18 protein-coding genes and 1 pseudogene are annotated in these 16,779 nt (G+C 41.6%); 3 read left to right on the top strand and 16 right to left on the bottom strand.

What is annotated here, in order from left to right; all coding sequences use genetic code 11:
• Nucleotides 1-6: 6 nt before the first annotated feature.
• Nucleotides 7-933: an ABC transporter ATP-binding protein gene (locus tag ACXAD1_RS02240; RefSeq protein WP_206845747.1), complete on the bottom strand. Its 927-nt coding sequence runs from the start codon at nucleotides 931-933 to the stop codon at nucleotides 7-9.
• Nucleotides 934-1,040: 107 nt separating this feature from the next.
• Between ACXAD1_RS02240 and ACXAD1_RS02235 the strand changes: the two genes are divergently transcribed.
• Nucleotides 1,041-1,811 (top strand): SGNH/GDSL hydrolase family protein, encoded by a 771-nt coding sequence (locus ACXAD1_RS02235; protein ID WP_474909330.1) that lies wholly within the window; start codon nucleotides 1,041-1,043, stop codon nucleotides 1,809-1,811.
• Nucleotides 1,812-1,947: 136 nt separating this feature from the next.
• Here the strand turns inward: ACXAD1_RS02235 and ACXAD1_RS02230 are convergent, their stop codons facing one another.
• The 9 genes from ACXAD1_RS02230 to ACXAD1_RS02190 all read right to left on the bottom strand — a co-directional run bounded on the left by ACXAD1_RS02230 (nucleotide 1,948) and on the right by ACXAD1_RS02190 (nucleotide 9,209).
• Nucleotides 1,948-2,697: an ABC transporter permease gene (locus ACXAD1_RS02230; protein WP_474909329.1), complete on the bottom strand. Its 750-nt coding sequence runs from the start codon at nucleotides 2,695-2,697 to the stop codon at nucleotides 1,948-1,950.
• Complete coding sequence (locus tag ACXAD1_RS02225) at nucleotides 2,698-3,459, bottom strand: ABC transporter ATP-binding protein (RefSeq protein ID WP_474909328.1); 762 nt, start codon at nucleotides 3,457-3,459, stop codon at nucleotides 2,698-2,700.
• A gap of 170 nt (nucleotides 3,460-3,629) precedes the next feature.
• Nucleotides 3,630-3,971, bottom strand: a complete 342-nt coding sequence (locus ACXAD1_RS02220) for a DUF1048 domain-containing protein (protein WP_206845756.1) — start codon at nucleotides 3,969-3,971, stop codon at nucleotides 3,630-3,632.
• Between the two features lie 71 nt (nucleotides 3,972-4,042).
• Complete coding sequence (locus tag ACXAD1_RS02215) at nucleotides 4,043-4,363, bottom strand: PadR family transcriptional regulator (protein ID WP_474909327.1); 321 nt, start codon at nucleotides 4,361-4,363, stop codon at nucleotides 4,043-4,045.
• 267 nt (nucleotides 4,364-4,630) lie between these two features.
• On the bottom strand, nucleotides 4,631-4,978 hold the full coding sequence (locus tag ACXAD1_RS02210) for a VOC family protein (protein ID WP_206845761.1): 348 nt from the start codon (nucleotides 4,976-4,978) through the stop codon (nucleotides 4,631-4,633).
• A gap of 124 nt (nucleotides 4,979-5,102) precedes the next feature.
• The gene (gene catA, locus ACXAD1_RS02205) at nucleotides 5,103-5,750 is read right to left on the bottom strand and encodes a type A chloramphenicol O-acetyltransferase (protein WP_474909326.1); all 648 of its coding nucleotides are present in this window, start codon (nucleotides 5,748-5,750) and stop codon (nucleotides 5,103-5,105) included.
• A 191-nt stretch (nucleotides 5,751-5,941) separates the two neighbouring features.
• The gene (locus tag ACXAD1_RS02200) at nucleotides 5,942-6,559 is read right to left on the bottom strand and encodes an alpha/beta hydrolase (RefSeq protein ID WP_206845766.1); all 618 of its coding nucleotides are present in this window, start codon (nucleotides 6,557-6,559) and stop codon (nucleotides 5,942-5,944) included.
• 153 nt (nucleotides 6,560-6,712) lie between these two features.
• The gene (locus ACXAD1_RS02195) at nucleotides 6,713-8,848 is read right to left on the bottom strand and encodes a heavy metal translocating P-type ATPase (RefSeq protein ID WP_474909325.1); all 2,136 of its coding nucleotides are present in this window, start codon (nucleotides 8,846-8,848) and stop codon (nucleotides 6,713-6,715) included.
• Nucleotides 8,841-9,209, bottom strand: a complete 369-nt coding sequence (locus tag ACXAD1_RS02190) for an ArsR/SmtB family transcription factor (RefSeq protein ID WP_206845769.1) — start codon at nucleotides 9,207-9,209, stop codon at nucleotides 8,841-8,843. The genes ACXAD1_RS02195 and ACXAD1_RS02190 overlap by 8 nt, the downstream gene beginning before the upstream one ends.
• Before the next feature lie 316 nt (nucleotides 9,210-9,525).
• Between ACXAD1_RS02190 and trmL the strand changes: the two genes are divergently transcribed.
• Nucleotides 9,526-9,996 carry a tRNA (uridine(34)/cytosine(34)/5-carboxymethylaminomethyluridine(34)-2'-O)-methyltransferase TrmL gene (trmL, locus tag ACXAD1_RS02185; RefSeq protein ID WP_474909324.1) on the top strand — a complete coding sequence of 157 codons (471 nt, stop codon included), beginning with the start codon at nucleotides 9,526-9,528 and terminating at the stop codon, nucleotides 9,994-9,996.
• Nucleotides 9,997-10,177: 181 nt separating this feature from the next.
• On the opposite strand, the gene ACXAD1_RS02180 is transcribed toward trmL, so the two are convergent.
• The 5 genes from ACXAD1_RS02180 to ACXAD1_RS02160 all read right to left on the bottom strand — a co-directional run bounded on the left by ACXAD1_RS02180 (nucleotide 10,178) and on the right by ACXAD1_RS02160 (nucleotide 13,127).
• The gene (locus ACXAD1_RS02180; protein ID WP_474909323.1) at nucleotides 10,178-10,465 is read right to left on the bottom strand and encodes a hypothetical protein; all 288 of its coding nucleotides are present in this window, start codon (nucleotides 10,463-10,465) and stop codon (nucleotides 10,178-10,180) included.
• 64 nt (nucleotides 10,466-10,529) lie between these two features.
• Complete coding sequence (locus ACXAD1_RS02175; protein ID WP_474909322.1) at nucleotides 10,530-11,417, bottom strand: alpha/beta fold hydrolase; 888 nt, start codon at nucleotides 11,415-11,417, stop codon at nucleotides 10,530-10,532.
• 107 nt (nucleotides 11,418-11,524) lie between these two features.
• Nucleotides 11,525-12,148 (bottom strand): FMN-binding negative transcriptional regulator, encoded by a 624-nt coding sequence (locus tag ACXAD1_RS02170; RefSeq protein ID WP_474909321.1) that lies wholly within the window; start codon nucleotides 12,146-12,148, stop codon nucleotides 11,525-11,527.
• Nucleotides 12,149-12,170: 22 nt separating this feature from the next.
• Entirely contained in the window at nucleotides 12,171-12,689 is a 519-nt protein-coding gene (gene paiA / locus ACXAD1_RS02165; protein ID WP_474909320.1) for a spermidine/spermine N(1)-acetyltransferase, read from the bottom strand.
• A gap of 12 nt (nucleotides 12,690-12,701) precedes the next feature.
• Nucleotides 12,702-13,127 (bottom strand): MarR family winged helix-turn-helix transcriptional regulator, encoded by a 426-nt coding sequence (locus tag ACXAD1_RS02160; RefSeq protein WP_474911279.1) that lies wholly within the window; start codon nucleotides 13,125-13,127, stop codon nucleotides 12,702-12,704.
• Nucleotides 13,128-13,382: 255 nt separating this feature from the next.
• Here ACXAD1_RS02160 and ACXAD1_RS02155 point away from each other — a divergent pair, with 255 nt between their 5' ends.
• Entirely contained in the window at nucleotides 13,383-15,158 is a 1,776-nt protein-coding gene (locus ACXAD1_RS02155) for a dihydroorotate dehydrogenase (RefSeq protein WP_474909319.1), read from the top strand.
• 61 nt (nucleotides 15,159-15,219) lie between these two features.
• Here ACXAD1_RS02155 and ACXAD1_RS02150 read toward each other — a convergent pair.
• Nucleotides 15,220-16,739, bottom strand: a pseudogene (locus ACXAD1_RS02150) (DHA2 family efflux MFS transporter permease subunit).
• Nucleotides 16,740-16,779 lie beyond the last annotated feature (40 nt).

The following is a 16,779-nucleotide window of genomic DNA, read 5'->3' as shown; positions in this document are numbered from 1 at the left end:
TTCGGATTAGACAATATGATCGCCTCCTGTCAAACTGATAAATAGGTCCTCCAATGTCTGCACTTTCCTTTCGATCGTCCATACCTCAATACCCGCCTTCATTAAAGCCTCATTCAGATTTGAGGTTTTGCTTTCATCCATAAGAGTGTGTATAGTATGGTCATCGTATAGTTCTGCAGCCTGGACATACGGGGATTCTTGTAAAATAGCAAGTGCACGAATAGAATCACTGACTCTCCAATCCACACCGGATGACAGTGCACCAACCAAATCGCTTACGCTGCCGACCTTCACGATTTTCCCATGGCTCATAATAGCCACACGATCCGCCAGCAATTCGATTTCACTTAAAATATGACTGGATACGAGCACCGAAAGGCCCGTATCATCGACCAGCTTCCTGATAAATGTCCGAAGGTCTTTTATTCCCATCGGGTCCAAGCCATTCGTAGGCTCATCCAATATCAGCACATCCGGGCGGCCTAACAATGCTTGTGCAATACCAAGACGCTGACGCATTCCTAATGAATAGGTCCGAACCTGATCATCAATTCTAGCAGTCAGATCAACCAGATCAATGACTTCTTGTATCCGTTCTTCATCCACATCAGGCAGCATCCGCGCAAACATCTGCAGGTTGTCGCGGCCGCTCAAATACTTATACAGTTCGGGATTTTCGACGATAGAACCAAGGCGCTGCATCGCCTGAACAAATTGCTTTCTTACATCAAAACCGCAGATGTGAATCTTCCCGGATGTTGGCTTAATGAGCCCGACAAGCATCCGGATCGTGGTGGTTTTACCTGCGCCATTAGGACCCAGGAACCCAAATACTTCTCCTGGATAAATGTCAAATGATATATTATCAATAATCGTTTTCTTTCCAATGATTTTCGTTACATTTTCCAATTGGACTGTCGGCTTTAAGCTCATAACATCACCCTTGTTCTATTCTAACTAAATTTTCGAACAAACACTCTTTTAAATACTCCATTTGAGAAAAAAATGGATACAATCACATTAGAAGGAGAGGTAAAACGATGAAAAAATGGATGTGGCCGTTATTTTTAACATTGTCCCTTGCGCTGACAGTTCTTTTTGGGTATGGCCTTGCCAGTGCCTATATGGATGTTACCAGTCCGCCTCAAGCGGAAATATTAGCGAAATCAGAGGAAGTTCCTGTCACACCTGGTGATACATATATCGCACTCGGAGATTCCTTAACCAGGGGTGTCGGCTCATCAAAGGGAGAAGGTTTTGTCCCGCTGGTTGGAAGTGAACTTAAAGAAAATAATACTGTTGAACGTTTTCAAAACCTGGGTGTAAGAGGTGCCAGGATTGAAGATTTACTGGTCCAGCTAGAACAAAAGGAAGTCAGGAGATCTCTTAAAGATGCCAAAATCATTACGATCACTATAGGGGGAAATAACCTATTTAATAGCGGGGAGACCCTAAAAAAATATTCTGAAGAAACCGCCCTTGGCATCCTGGAGACCGAAATTCCGAATTTGGAAAAGACGTTTAAAAACATTCGTGAAAGTAATCCGAATGCAGTCATACTCTATATGGGGCTTTATAATCCATTCAAGCAATCGCCCAACGGGGATTCATTTGATTCCATCATCCAAAAATGGAATGAGTCTGCCCGTACATTGGGCTTGAAATACAGTGTTCAAGTAGTGGATACTTTCAATTTAGTCACGGATGCCAAACGAGATCTTTCCAGTGACATTTTCCATCCGAATGATGCTACTTATAAGCAAATAGCTGAAAGCATGTCAATTGTCATTGAAAAAAGTATCGTTCAATAAAGAAAAGGTGAATCCACAGTCTACATGAAGTCTGGACTGCAGATTCACCTTTTTCATTATTTGCATGCTTCACTAACCTTTACCCCTAGTGGCCTGTGGGCCATAATTCCGTTTGGCTAATCCCACAATGGTGTCCTTACCCTAACTGACGTTTAAATTCTTTAACGGCGAAGAAGTAAGAGATGACCATGATGCCGACGCACCAGGCAAGCGCGATCCAGATGCCGCTTCCAACAGACCCTTCATACAAGAGAGCACGAATCGCATTCACGATTGAAGTCACGGGCTGGTTCTCAGCGAAGGCACGGACTATTTTAGGCATGGTATCGGTTGGGACAAAGGCCGAACTGATAAACGGCAGGAAAATCAGCGGGTATGAAAAGGCTGTCGCCCCTTCCATAGACCCCGCTTTCAATCCGGGAATGACCGCCAGCCATGTCAGCGCCAGCGTAAACATCCCGAGTATCCCAGCTACCGCTAGCCAATCCAGGATATTAGCGCTGGAACGGAAGCCCATCAAGAGCGCAACGAGGATAACCACTATAATAGTGAGTGCATTGGAAACAAGCGAGGTCAGCACGTGAGCCCATAATACAGACGATCGCTTAATGGGCATCGTAATAAAACGCGCCATCAGCCCGCCTTTAACATCCGTAAACAGCCGCACGGAAGTGTAAGCGACACCGGATGCGATAGCCATCAGCAGAATTCCCGGCAATAAATAATTGACGTAGTTGTCCGTTCCTGCCTCTATGGCGCCGCCAAATACGTAGACAAACAGCAGCATCATCATAATCGGCGTAATCGCCACCGTGATAATTGTATCCGGACTGCGCATAATGTTGCGCATTAAACGCCCCAGTAATACCCCTGTTTTGCTTTTCATTTACATTTCCTCCTTTTTGCCGATTATTGCGAGGAAAATTTCCTCCAATGTCGGCTGCTTCTCGATATACTCCACCTTCGCTGGCGGGAACATCTCCTTGAGTTCGGTTAGAGTACCGGTCGTGATGATTTTTCCGCCATGCAGAATGGCGATACGGTCTGCCAGTTGTTCGGCTTCCTCCAGGTACTGGGTCGTCAGCAGGATGGTCGTGCCGCCGCCGGCGAGCTCCTTGACGGTATCCCAGACTTCAATCCGCGCTTCCGGGTCAAGCCCTGTCGTCGGTTCATCGAGAAAAATGACTGCCGGCGTCCCGATCAGGCTCATGGCAATGTCAAGCCGGCGCTTCATCCCGCCGGAATAATTGTCAGCCCGGCGGTTGGCCGCCTCGGTTAGGCTAAATCTTGCAAGCAGATTGTCAGCGACTTCTGCGGGATTGGAAACTCCCCTCAGCCTGGCGATCATCATCAGGTTTTCCCGCCCTGTGAGCATGCCGTCCAAAGCTGCAAACTGCCCTGTCAGACTGATACTCTGGCGAACAAAATCCGGTTGACGCTGGACATCAAAGCCGCAAATACCTGCTTCACCGCCATCGGACTTCATCAACGTCGAGAGGATATTGACGGTCGTCGTCTTTCCCGCTCCATTTGAGCCAAGCAGGGCAAAAATTTCGCCCCGCTGCACCTCAAAATCCACACCCTTTAAGACTTCCTTGTCTTTAAAGGATTTTTTTAACCCTTTTACAGAAATCGCTGCATTGCTCATACTTTTTTCCTCCTTGTAATAGCACCTTGTGGGGCTGGATTACTGAAAACCTCTACTTAGTCTGACAGATATTCTGTATAACTTAGTACCGAGGTAAAATTGAAACTGAATAGTGCAGGTGACAAATCACATTTGTAAAACACCTATTCAGTCGGTTTTATCTCTAGTATTTACTTCTTTCCCAATCGCTTCATGATACTCTGATTCAAATCTTCACGATACTTGGCGACATAGGTTTTAGCATTTGCCACCAGTTCGTCGGCAAAGGACGCCACGTCATCTCCGGTGATTTCCAGCACTTGTCTGCCTTCCGCCGCACCGGCTTCGAACAACTCGATTAATTCATACTGCATATGCAGCATATCCATCCCGTTGCCCGCTGAGAAATTCCACATGTAGTTTTGAATCTTCTTAAATACAAACTGGTAGTCCTCTGGAAGGGCTTCTACCCGTGCCATCATCATTTTGTATTCTTTTTTATCACCAATCAATTTTTTGAACATTTCCAACATGTTATATTTCCTCCTTTTTTATAAAGCTGAACAAGACACTCCAAAGATATCGGACAGAATATCTTATGAAACTAGGTTGACTTCAAGACGTTGATTTTTGATGATACAAAATCCCATTTCTTCCAAAATAATTCGAGTTCCTCGCGGCCAGCCTCATTAAGTGAGTAAAACTTGCGGGGCGGCCCCATATCGGACGGTTTCTTTTCTACATCCACCAGTTTTTTCTTTTCTAATCGCACGAGGATGGTGTAGACCGTCCCTTCCACGACTTCGGTAAAACCAAGCTGGTTCAGCCGGCGGGTAATCTCGTAGCCATAGGTTTCATGGCGGCTGATGATTTCCAGCACACAGCCTTCCAGCGAACCCTTCAGCATTTCAGTTAAATTTTCCATGTTCAGAGCCTCCTCTATTATGTCTGACTTATATTCAGTATTACTTAGTACCAAGGAAAATTTATACTGAACAGCTTTTGGGAACCTCCGCTATTCAGTATTGCTTATTACAGGTACATTGTAACACCGAGTAGTTAAGGGCGTCAACTTTTTATTATAAAAAAATTAAAATTGGTCAACTGCCCCTCTTTGCATACAATGAAATAAGCTGTTTTATTAACAGCTAATGAGCACCTGATAGCTCAATAGCAAAAAAATGACAACTCGCTATTTCTCCCAAAGCTCGACCAGGCGGCCTTCAGGGTCTTCGATCCAAACAAACTTACCAAACTCACTAACCTCTTTTTCCTTAGCAAGAGGTACACCCATTTGTTCAAGGTGCTTAATAGTCTCATCTAGATTATCTACTTGAAAATTTAACATCACTTGTTGCTCTGTTGGAAAATAACTGTCATCCTCGGCAAAGAATGAAAAGATAGTCTCATTTTCTGATTGGGGTTTAATCACAGTCCCATTCCAATTGTCTATTTCAATCTTCAGCACTTCACTGTACCATTTTTTTACAGCATCAAGATTCCTAGTTCTCCAAAATATTCCTCCGAAACCTTTTATCATCGTAACTAGCCCCTATCTTATTTTATTCTTTTCGTTTTTCGAAAGTTATCTTTACAAACTTTTGTTTTTCTATAAAAAAGGAACTGCTGCACACAGTTCCTTTGCATACTCTTCCAATGACCAGTTAAATCCAATCTTCACTCTCATCAGCAAGTCTTTGTAAATCATTCATAAAAACACCCGCATGGTAGCCATCACAAACAGCATGATGCATTTGTAAAGAGACAGGCAGGAATAATTCATCATTTACTTGTGAATACTTCCCTCCAGTTATTATGGGCAAGAGAAAATCCCCGCCATTATTTATATTTAAATTAAATGAGGTAAAAGAACTCCAAGGAATCATAGAAATCGGAATAGTATTATCTGGTATAGGTGTTTTGGGAAATAATCTCCCCGTACCATTGTATTCTTCAACATCATTTCCATATTGAGAATGAAACTCTGAAAAAATAGTTAGGTTTGGTGACCAGATGCCAGAAAATGTGTGCATCTTCTTATCAAAAATCGTATATAGAGGGCAAATCTCTGTCCAATAACCTAAATGACCTTCTGAGTTAAAACTTATTCGAAACTCTCTGTGGGAGTTTACGATTATTGAAACTATAAAAATAAACGCAGGATATAGCTTATAATTCTTTTTCTTTAAGTTCTTCATAAGAATAGTAATATTTATTTCATTCGTCATACTGAATGTGGTCTGCTGCTTTAAGTAGTGTTCAAAATATTCTTTTCGATCCCACTTGTCACGATTAATAATGTTAAATTTCATACTCAACGCCTCCTAATATAATTTAATTTTTATCTTAGGAGGCTATTTTCACTGCTTTTTTCATGACAGTCATCCTTTTTATATATAATATTTTCTTATATTATCCGGTATCTCTAACTAGTATCAAAAGTTTTCTTCCACTTACAAGCCCTCAGTTCAAAAAGCAGTAATAAAGAATGGCACTTCAGCTATTAAAACTCATTAATGTTTGATATTACACCTTTTAAAATTTCAATTGATTTTATTGGTTCTTCATCAAGCTCTAAACTGTGATTCCCACCATCAATCACTTTTAATATAAGATTTTGATTCTGTTTCAATTTTTCAAAGCGCTCTTCAATGAAACAGCTATCCCGATCTCCAATAATACAAAGTCCCTTATGATCACTATGAACCATTGCATTAAATACGTCATCTCTTTGCAGTAACGGTGTCAGCCATACGGCTTTTGCATCTTTCAGCATAGTATTATTAAACAGATAACTTAAAGCAATTGTACCTATTGATTTAGCCACCACATAATAATTACTGTATTTCTTGTTCTTAATGGCGTTGTCGATTGCATGTTGTACATTTCTCGTGAAATCCTCTTCATTTAGCACAGACATCTCTTCCCTGCTAAATGTATAGTTAATGTGTAATACATCAAAACCTTTTGTGTAAAATAACCCTGATGTAAAGTGCAGCAGCGGAGCATTTGTTGAGTAGCCAGCCCCGGGCAAGACAATAACTAAACTATTTGCTTCTTCCTTTTGTTCTATCAATCTAAAAGGAATACTTTTTGAACCAGCAATTTTATGATTAGTCACCGTTTTCTCACTTCCTAAGTTTTTATTGGTACCTATTCTTGACTATCACCCAATATTCCTTCTTCACGTGATCTGCTCCCATAAACAAAACATCTTAAAACAAAATATCCCACTAGTAAAAGAGCTTCCCAAGAAAAATGGGAAGCTCTTAACTTATTTATCCTTAATTCTCAGAAGACGCAAGCCGTTTAATGTGACAATAAGAGTCGCACCCATATCTGCAAAAATCGCAATCCAAAGCGTTAGCCAGCCTGGAATGACAAGAAGTAATGCGACAAGCTTTATTCCTAATGAAAACGTAATATTTTGCTTAATAATGCTAAGGGCTTTTCTGCTTAACTTCACGGTAAATGGCAGTTTCCCAAGATCATCTGCCATCAGGGCAATATCTGCTGTTTCAAGAGCCGTATCCGTTCCAGCTCCCCCCATGGCAATCCCAACAGTAGAAGCAGCCAATGCAGGGGCATCATTTACTCCGTCACCAACCATTGCCACACGGTCATATTTCTTTCTAAGATCTTTAATAAACGTTAATTTATCCTGCGGCAATAATTCAGCTTTAATATCCGATACGCTGACTTGTTCACCAATCGCGTTTGCAGTACCTTCGTTATCGCCAGTAAGCATAATGGTTTTTTGAATCCCCATAGAATGAAGATCTTCAATCACATTTTTGCTGTTTTCCCTTAACACATCCGCAACGGCAAACAGACCTAATACTTCTTCAGAGGTACCTGCCGCCATGACCGTTTTTCCCTGCTTTTGAAGACGGGCAATAGCTGTTTTTAATTCAGCTGGAATTCCATTTGTTAATAGTTCCTCGAACAAATTCGGGCTTCCAACGTAATACATCTGATTTTGAAAGATCCCTTTAATCCCTTTTCCCGTAATGGAAGAAAAGTCTTCAATACGGATGTCCTGGTATGGCGCATTTTCTTCTTCTGCTTTTTTCATAATAGCTGAAGCAAGCGGATGCTGTGATCCATTCTCCAATGCGGCAGCAATGGACAAAAGCTCATTAGAATTTGCATGGGATTGCGGCAGGTAATCTGTTACCATGGGAATCCCTTTTGTTAGTGTCCCCGTTTTGTCAAAGGCAATAGCTTTGATTGCCCCCATCTCTTCTAAATGAATACCGCCTTTAATCAGTACGCCATTTCTTGCGGCATTCCCAATGGCAGTTACAATGGCAACAGGGGTCGAAATCACGAGCGCACAAGGACACCCAACCACAAGTGCAGCTAATCCCTGATAAATCCATGTATCCCATTCAGCTCCAAAAAACAGCGGAGGAACAACAGCTACACCTAAGGCAATAAGCATGATGAGCGGCGTATAGTATTTAGCAAATTTGTCGACAAAGGCTTGTGAAGGGGCTCGCTCAGCCTGAGCTTCTTCCACCAAGTGGATGATCTTTGCAATTGTCGTATCATTTACATGCTTCGTCACTTTAACCTCAAGCAGACCCTCTTCATTCAAGGTTCCTGCAAAGACTTCATCTTCAGCCGTTTTGGCAACAGGGACAGATTCCCCCGTAATAGCCGCTTGATTGACGGAAGATAAGCCCTTTACTACAATGCCATCCATCGCGATTTTTTGCCCTGGCTTGACAATCATAATGTCACCGAGCTGAATATCCTCCACCTCAACCATCATTTCTTGGTTCCCTCTTCGGATTAAGGCTTCCCGTGGAGCTATATCCATTAAGGAACGGATCGATTGACGGGCTTTATCCATGGAATACGTTTCAAGCGCTTCACTGATCGCAAAGAGGATGACAACGGTTGCCCCTTCTCCCCATTCCCCAATAAAAGCAGCACCAATGACAGCAATCGTCATCAGTGTTCTCATATCAAACTGAAGGCGAATTAAATTTTTCAGCCCTGTTGTGAACAAGCGGTATCCGCCAATAACCATTGATGCACCATATGCTAAAATGGAGAGAATGTCCCCTTCCCCATTCAGTTCCCCTGCAAACCATCCCATAACGAGAAGGACAAAGGAGGCGATGACAGTCGCATGTTTTTTCAGAAAAGGTTCTTTCTTCTCTACAAATCGCTCCTTTTCAGGAATAACTTTTAAATTTTCAAAAGCTCCGGCCTTCTCCAGCTCTTCAATGGTTGCCTCTCCGTACACCGTCAGCTTTGAAGCACCGAAATTTATATTTGCATCAGAAACACCATCCAGGTGTTTTACGTTCTTTTCGAACTTTGCAGCACAGCCTGCTCAGGAAAAACCCTGTACACGGTAGACATTTTTTTCATCTGATTTCGCTAAAGCCTCACTCATATTGATACACCTCCTTTTGATGTGTAAAGGCAATTTGAATCAGCTGTTTGACATGATCATCATCGAGCGAATAAAAGACTAATTTGCCATCCTTGCGATATTTCGCCAGTCCCATATTTCGAAGGAGCCGTAAATGGTGAGAAGCAGTAGCTGTTGTGCACCCCACAATATTAGCTACATCACAGACACATAATTCTTCTTCTTCACATAGTGAAAAGGCAATCTTAACCCTGGTGTCATCAGATAGCGCTTTAAATATTTGGGCAACAGCAGAGGTATTCTGATGGGAGACAGATTCTTTCACACGTCTTACTTTTTCTTCATCCACGCAGGTTACTTCACAAACATCATCGTGCTTCAAAAGAAGCCACCCCCTTAATCAAACGATTGTTTGATTATTAGTATATGTACCTTTTTCTAAATAGTCAAACAATCATATGGTTATTATCTCAAAGCAAAAAATGGTTCATCCAAATCGGGGATGAACCATTAATTTGAAAAACATAACCGCCATAAACAGTTGCATATGTTATTTACTCTTGTGCTTTAGGCTGGGAGTGCGTGCCAGAGGGGATGATAGCAAAAAGGCCAATTAAAGCCCCGTCAGCATAATTACTAATACACCCAATCAATATGCTATAATTTGGAGGAAAAATTGAAGATAGAGGTGACAATCCTTGGCCATACATGTCGTACTATATCAGCCTGATATTCCGGCCAATACCGGAAATATTGCCCTTACTTGCGCTGCAACGGATACATCCTTGCATTTAATCCGGCCGCTCGGCTTTTCAACAGATGAAGAAATGATAAAACGGGCAGGCTTTGATTTCTGGGATTCCGTGAACATAACATATTATGATTCAATGGATGACTTTTTTTCAAAAAACCAGGGGGAATTCTATTATATTGAGACCTTTGGTGAACAGGCACATTCATCCTTTGACTTCAGTGATGCATCAAAGGAGCATTATTTTATGTTTGGAAAAGAAACAACGGGCTTGCCAAAAGACTTACTGGAAGAAAATAAAGATCACTTTCTAAGAATACCCATGAATGATAATGTCCGTTCACTCAACCTTTCGAGCACAGCTGCTATATTGGTGTATGAGGCTCTGCGCCAGCAGGGATTTCCCCATCTTAAATAAAACATCTTCCGCGCTGGAAGATGTTTTGTTTTTGCACTTTATAAAAGACAAAACCCAATTCATACATTATGTATCTGTTTTAGACTGAATGCTGTTTTTCTTTCTTGTTTCTGGCAATAAGAAAAAGCTGCCCTAATGACAGCCCAGGATCCCGCTATCGCTCTATAACACTTCAGGTCAGTCATTTTTCCGGTTTCAGAATGGTTCTTTGCAGGGGAACGCCTCCCATTGAAACATTGCGTTCTATGAAAATATAGGTCTGGCCATCAATGACAAATTTTCGATTCCCTATATAACTGGCCTCTCTCCCTTGATTGTCAAGTTCACTCTGGATTGCTTCAACATACTCTTTAAAATCCGCATACCTCTCATCCAGATCAATGGTGATATGATTTTTTCTATATCCCATAAGCCAATTAAAACCAATCAGGCATAAACCGAGTATCGCCAAAAATAAAATGATTTTCATACCGAGGTTTCACCTCCCTTTAAAACCTTTTTCCCCCTATACCTAATGTATGATTTAGTAAATGTTACGTTTCATAAAAAAAAGAATCCTCAAGCTTATGTGACTCCAAAAAAGTAGTGAGTTTCTCATCTCTTTCAAATGCTAATTTACCTATCCAGATTAAATGTCCCCAAGAATCAAGTACGCTGAGTTCAGAGTGTGGAATATTTTTGTGGGCGTGATAAGGATGTTTCAGTGGAATAAAACCGTCATTTTTACTATGAAGAATCAAAACAGGACAGGCGATGGATCTTAAATCTTGGCCGGTTAATTCCTTGGTTTGTTTAATGTCAATAAGAAAACCACTGCCTGATCGCTGGCGGTTATTCATCTTTTTAAATTCCGCAATATCATTGTCACCAATTCTTTGTTTAATCTCTTCTTTTGAGAGGGAACTAAACTGCGAAGACATCATGTTGAACATTACCTTTGAAAAGGAATTACTGAAAAAACCAAGCATCTTCCATGTGAACCCTTCAACAGATGGCCGAAAGATAATGTGGGCTGCCTTATACTCCAGATCCTTCGGTGTAAGCCATTCCTTTGAAACCGCACTCTCTAAGGTAAGACTTTTAACTCTTTCCGGAAATAAAGAGGCAAATCGGATACCTGTTGGGCCGCCAGCCGATATAGCCAGTATATGAACCTGTTCAATGCGAAGATGGTCTACCAATTTTCCGTAATATTCACATGCAGCAGTTAAACTTTCCCCTATCGCTTCTGAAGTCTTTCCATATCCTGCCCTTGACGGGGTAATGATGGAATATCCATTCTCTACTAAACCTTTATATCCAAATTCTTCGTTGCAATTTGAGTGTCCTCCATGAAAAACAAAAATAGGTTCACCTTTCCCAATAACGGAATACTCGATGGTCACATCGTCTACTGAAAATAATTCAACTCTTCTCTCCACACTACCATCTCCCTGATTGCTTATCTCTCTATATCAATACTAACATAATATTCCAGATGCTAAAAAAACAGAGGGATATTTTATTTCCTCTGTTCTTCCCTGCTAACCTATAATCCCTTTTTTACCTTCCCCTCCATCACCTGGGCCATTTGCTTAGAATCAAAATCATTCTCTTCATAGAGTTTATGAATGATGTTTTGATAGTCTCTTTCATTCCGGTTCTGGCTTAATTTATCGGCAGCTTGAATTTCCTTTACCTTAATCTTGAATCCAGCAATTCCTTTTATCTGCTGTTCTAAAAGCTCCGGAGAAAGCTTATCCCATAAGACTGGATTTTTGCGATGTTTTTCATATTTTTGTAGCAGCATGGCCAGGTCCTGCTTTAATTCCTCTTCGCTCAGAATACTGGCTTCGCCATATACATGGACAGCCTGATAATTCCATGTTGGGACATTTTCTTCCTCATACCAGGAGGAAGAAATATAAGCATGTGGCCCCTGGAACATCACCAGTACATCTTCAGAGGCTTCGAATGTTCTCCATTGCGGATTCCCATATGCCATATGCCCTGTTAAATAGCACGTATCTCCTTCTAAAATTAACTGCAATGGCAGATGAGTAGCAATGGGTCTTCCTTGTTTTGTCGAGACCATCGTGCCAAACGAGTTACTTTGAACAAACTCCCAAATTTCATCCGCATTTGTGACTTTATAGTATTTTGGAATATACATAATCATCCGCCCTTCGAAAAAATCATTTGAGAATCTTGACCATTATAAAATCCGTTTGTTCTTCATCACCCATATAAAAAGAGTGGGATCCAGTTTGGACAAGCCCCATTTTCTTATAAAAGGCAATTGCCTTTTCATTTTTTTCCCATACACCCAGCCAAATTTTCTTTTTATTAAGTTCCACCGCAGCTTCCAGGGCTTTATGGAACAGATATTTACCAAGCCCCTGTTTCTGAAATGAACTTCTGATATAAATCCTCTCGATTTCGAGTGCTTCATCGCCCATTTCTTCAGTCTGAGCCTCATCGGTATTAACCTTTAAATACCCGGCAGTCTCGCCTTCAAATTCAACAAAGCAGAACTGTGATGAAGGTTGGGATAGTTCAGTTTCCAATTGCTTTAGGTTAAATGCCTTTTCCAAATAGGCTTCCATATTTTCGGGTGAATTCTGTTCCTTAAACGTTTCATTAAAGGTTTCATAACTAAGTTCCTGAAGTCTTCTTAAATCTTCAAGCGTACATTTTTTCATATTAATAGTCATTATGCCTCTCCCTTAATAATTTCTCTTGTTCCCCTTTTTTACATATTCCCAGTCTTTCTCTACATTTTTTCTAACCCTTTGAAGCAGCTTGAAAAAGGTTGCTGCTTCTTTCTCGGAAAATCCCTCTAGGGCAATCGCGTTGGAATATTCATGTTCTCTTTTTATAAAAGGAAAAGCATTTTTCCCCTTCTCTGTTGGGAAGAGCCTCCTGATTTTCTTGTTCTGTTCATCGTCTTTCTTTTCTATAAAGCCATTCAGTTCAAGCTTTTTAATCGCACGGGCTGCCGTTGTCCGATCTACTTTTATCATCTCAGCTAACTTTTCCTGAATAATTCCTGGATTTTCACATATTCGCACAAGGTACAGGTACTGTCCTTTTGTAAGGTCAAGCTCTTTAAATTCGATATTGCTTATGGAATCCAGCGCCCTCGCGATCATGCCAATTTCACGGAGAATTTCCAGTGTACTCAACTCCTCAACACGTTTTTTGTTGTAAATGCAATAATACTATGTATTCAATCTAACTTATTTTTGTTGCATTTGCAATAGAAATAAACATTTTGCAGCCTTGTTAATGGCTATGAAATCTTAATGCTCCAATTATTAAAATAGAAAAAGCATTACTTTACCACAATAAACAACCTGTCCATCCAAACGCATATGCTAAAATAGATAAAAATGGGAGGTGTTTATTTGCCGGATTGGTCGTATCATCCTATTTTTAAGCCCATACTTCAGAAGCTGCCGCCTTCCTTCAGCCGGGAGTTTATCCATCGCGGAATGAGCATGATTTCATCCAGCCGTATAGGGGAAGGATTAATCGAATTTCTTGGTCATATGGAACCCTCCAGCAAGCTTGCGAAAAATGTATTTGGCGTTCATTTTTCCACTCCAGTCGGATTAAGCGGCAGGATTGATCCTCACTTAACCGGGATGAAGGCTTTTCAGAATCTGGGGTTTGGATTTACTGAAATCGGGCCCGTTTCCATTCGAGGGTCAGCAGAAGAACTATATGCAGACCCGAAACAAGAAAAGATACATAGATTAATGGACGCTTCAGTAGAGTTAACGGCTGCTAAGAAACTGCTGCTTTCTCTAAAGAAAAAGAAAATCCCTTCCCTCATTAATGTGGAAGGAACTTATCAGGAAGCCATGCAAATTTGTGAAGAATTGCTGCCTTTTAGTGACGGATTTATTTTGGGCAGCCATACTATTCAATCAGCGAGCCAATTTAATCAATTAAAATACAAATTAAATAAACCTATCATCCTTTCTTTTTCACAGGATGATACTCTCAGCCTGGACTATAGCCCGGACGGAATTCTTATTACAGGCAATGATTCACTGGAAGAACTCCTTCATAAGCTGGCAGCTCTCAGAAAGCTGTACAGCGAAGATTTCCCCATCATCACTTCAGGCTGTATTAAGGAGCCTTCAGATGCTATTAAACTGTTGGAAAGCGGAGTTTCTTTAATTATGTTAGGCGATGAGTACATTTTTACTGGACCCGGATTGCCAAAGAGGATAAATGAGGCCTATACCAGTACATTCCAGAAGGAGCCTGTTAAAGGGGAAGGATGGCGCTGGTACTGGCTGTTTGGCTTGGCTATTGCCATTGCAGGGGTCATTGCCCTGTTTTTCAGCATGACTTCGGTGATCCTTCCCTATGATGAGAGATTTCTGGGGATCTTTAGGAAAGACATTATTTATTTTAACCCTGCCATTTTATACTTTATGGCCCATGACAGAATGACACTGTCAGGAACGATGATTTCAGGCGGAATCATCTATATGCAGCTTGCCAGGCATGGAATAAGAAATGGCCTCCACTGGGCAAGAAAAGCAGTAAATATAGCAGGAACTATTGGCTTTCTGGGAATTGTCCTGTTTATTGGCTACGGTTATTTTGATTGGTTACATGGGCTGTTCTGGCTTATTTTACTGCCCTTGTTTATATTGGGATATGCAAAATCAAGAACAGCAAGTGCATCTCCCTCCAGTTCAAATCTTTTTAACAGTGCGCAGTGGAAGCTGAGCTTATTCGGCCAGCTTTGCTTTGTGATACTGGGGTTTTCATTAGCTATTGGCGGGATGGTCATTTCCGTCATTGGAGCTTCACATGTATTTGTACCAACGGACCTTGCTTATCTTTGCCTGACTCCTGAAGCTCTGAACGAGTTTAACGATCGGCTAATTCCTGTGATCGCACATGACCGTGCGGGATTTGGAAGCGCACTTTTAAGTGTAGGCTTGCTGGTCTTGATGCTGGCTTTATGGGGGATCCGCGAGGGGGAAAGATGGGTGTGGTGGACCTTCACCATTGGGGCGATTCCATCATTTGCCGCCGGGATCTTAACTCATTTTTTTATTAACTATACGGATTTCATCCACCTGCTTCCTGCTTACTTCGCATTGCTTTTATATGTGATTGGAGTTATCGCAACCGCCCCTTTCTTATTAAAAAAATAGTGGCTAAATAAAAAACCGGGCGGTATCAGAACTGGATACCACCCGGTTTTCAGCATATAGATCACTCTTTAACAGCCGCTTCTTCACCTGTTTGATTTTCATGATGGGGTTTCACTCTTTTAATAAAGAAAGCAAGGATGAGTGCAATCACCGCAATCAATGCAGAAATGAAGAAAGTGAAATTAATGCCATGCAGCATCGCTTCATTCATGATTTGCTGCTGCATGTCAGCTGCGGCCTGTGCAGATGGCTGAGCTGCACTGGCACTCATATTGGCCAGTGTGTCAGCAGCCAATTCCTCCGCTTTTTCTTTCGTGTGGTTGTTCATGACGGTAATCAGCAGCGCGGAGCCAATGGCGCCGGATACCTGCTGCAGTGTATTATTCATAGCGGTTCCGTGCGGATTATTTATCGCCGGCAGCTGATTCAATCCATTGGTCATGACAGGCATCATAACCATTGACATCCCGAACATCCGAAAGGTATACAGCAGAACAAGGGTAGAATAGGCCGTATTCATGCCGATTCTGCTGAAGTAATAAGATGTTACAACGGTAATGGTCAGCCCAATCACCGCCAAAACTCTCGCCCCATACTTATCAAAGAGTTTCCCTGTAATGGGAGACATGATTCCCATGACAATTGCTCCCGGAAGCATTAATAGACCCGAGTCCATTGGTGAAATTCCGCGGATGGTCTGTACATAGATGGGCATCAAAATCATCGCTGAAAACATGGCGACAGCTATCACGATTGAAATGGCCGAGGACAGGGCAAACATTGGATATTTGTAGATGCGAAATTCAAGCATAGGATCATCCATCCGAAGCTGACGGAGTACAAAGGTAATTAAAGCCAGTGCCCCAATCACAATCGTGCCGTACACGAGAGGACTATCCCATCCTTTTTCTCCTGCTGAACTAAAGCCATAAAGCAAGCCGCCAAATCCGATGCTTGATAATACCAATGAGATGACATCAAGCTTAATCGCTCTCTGCGGTGTAATATCTTTTAATTTAAAGACTGCAAAGGCGACGGTTAAGAGAGCAATTGGCAGAACAAGGTCAAATAACATTCTCCAGCTGTAATGTTCAATCAGCCATCCGGAAAGAGTCGGCCCAATCGCTGGTGCTGTGATCATGACAAGACCAAACATCCCCATTGCTGCCCCTCTTTTTCAACCGGAAATGCGGTAAGCATGACATTCATTAATAATGGCATCATAATAGCTGATCCTGAAGCCTGAATCATCCGCGCCCCTAATAACACACCAAATGCAGGCGAAATACTGGCCAGGAATGTTCCCAAAGTAAACAGTGACATGGCTGTAATGAATAATTTCTTATCGGAGAATCGCTGAATAAAGAATGCACTCGCCGGTATTAAAATCCCGTTAATAAGCATATAGCCTGTAGACAGCCATTGTACGGCAGTTGCATTCACATCGAATTCTTCCATAATGGATGGGAGGGCAACGTTCAGCAATGTTTCATTCAATATCGCTACAAAAGCCCCGATAAATAAAATGGCGATCATGCCATATGGCGGTTTGTTTTGAACCGAATTGGTTTCCTGCGACATATTGAATCAATCCTTCTTTCTATGTTAATGATAGATTTGT

The organism is Cytobacillus sp. ABV4_503, assembly GCF_056158445.1.
Note: the sequence above shows the minus strand (reverse complement) of the source record. Positions and strands in the feature narration are given on the sequence as shown.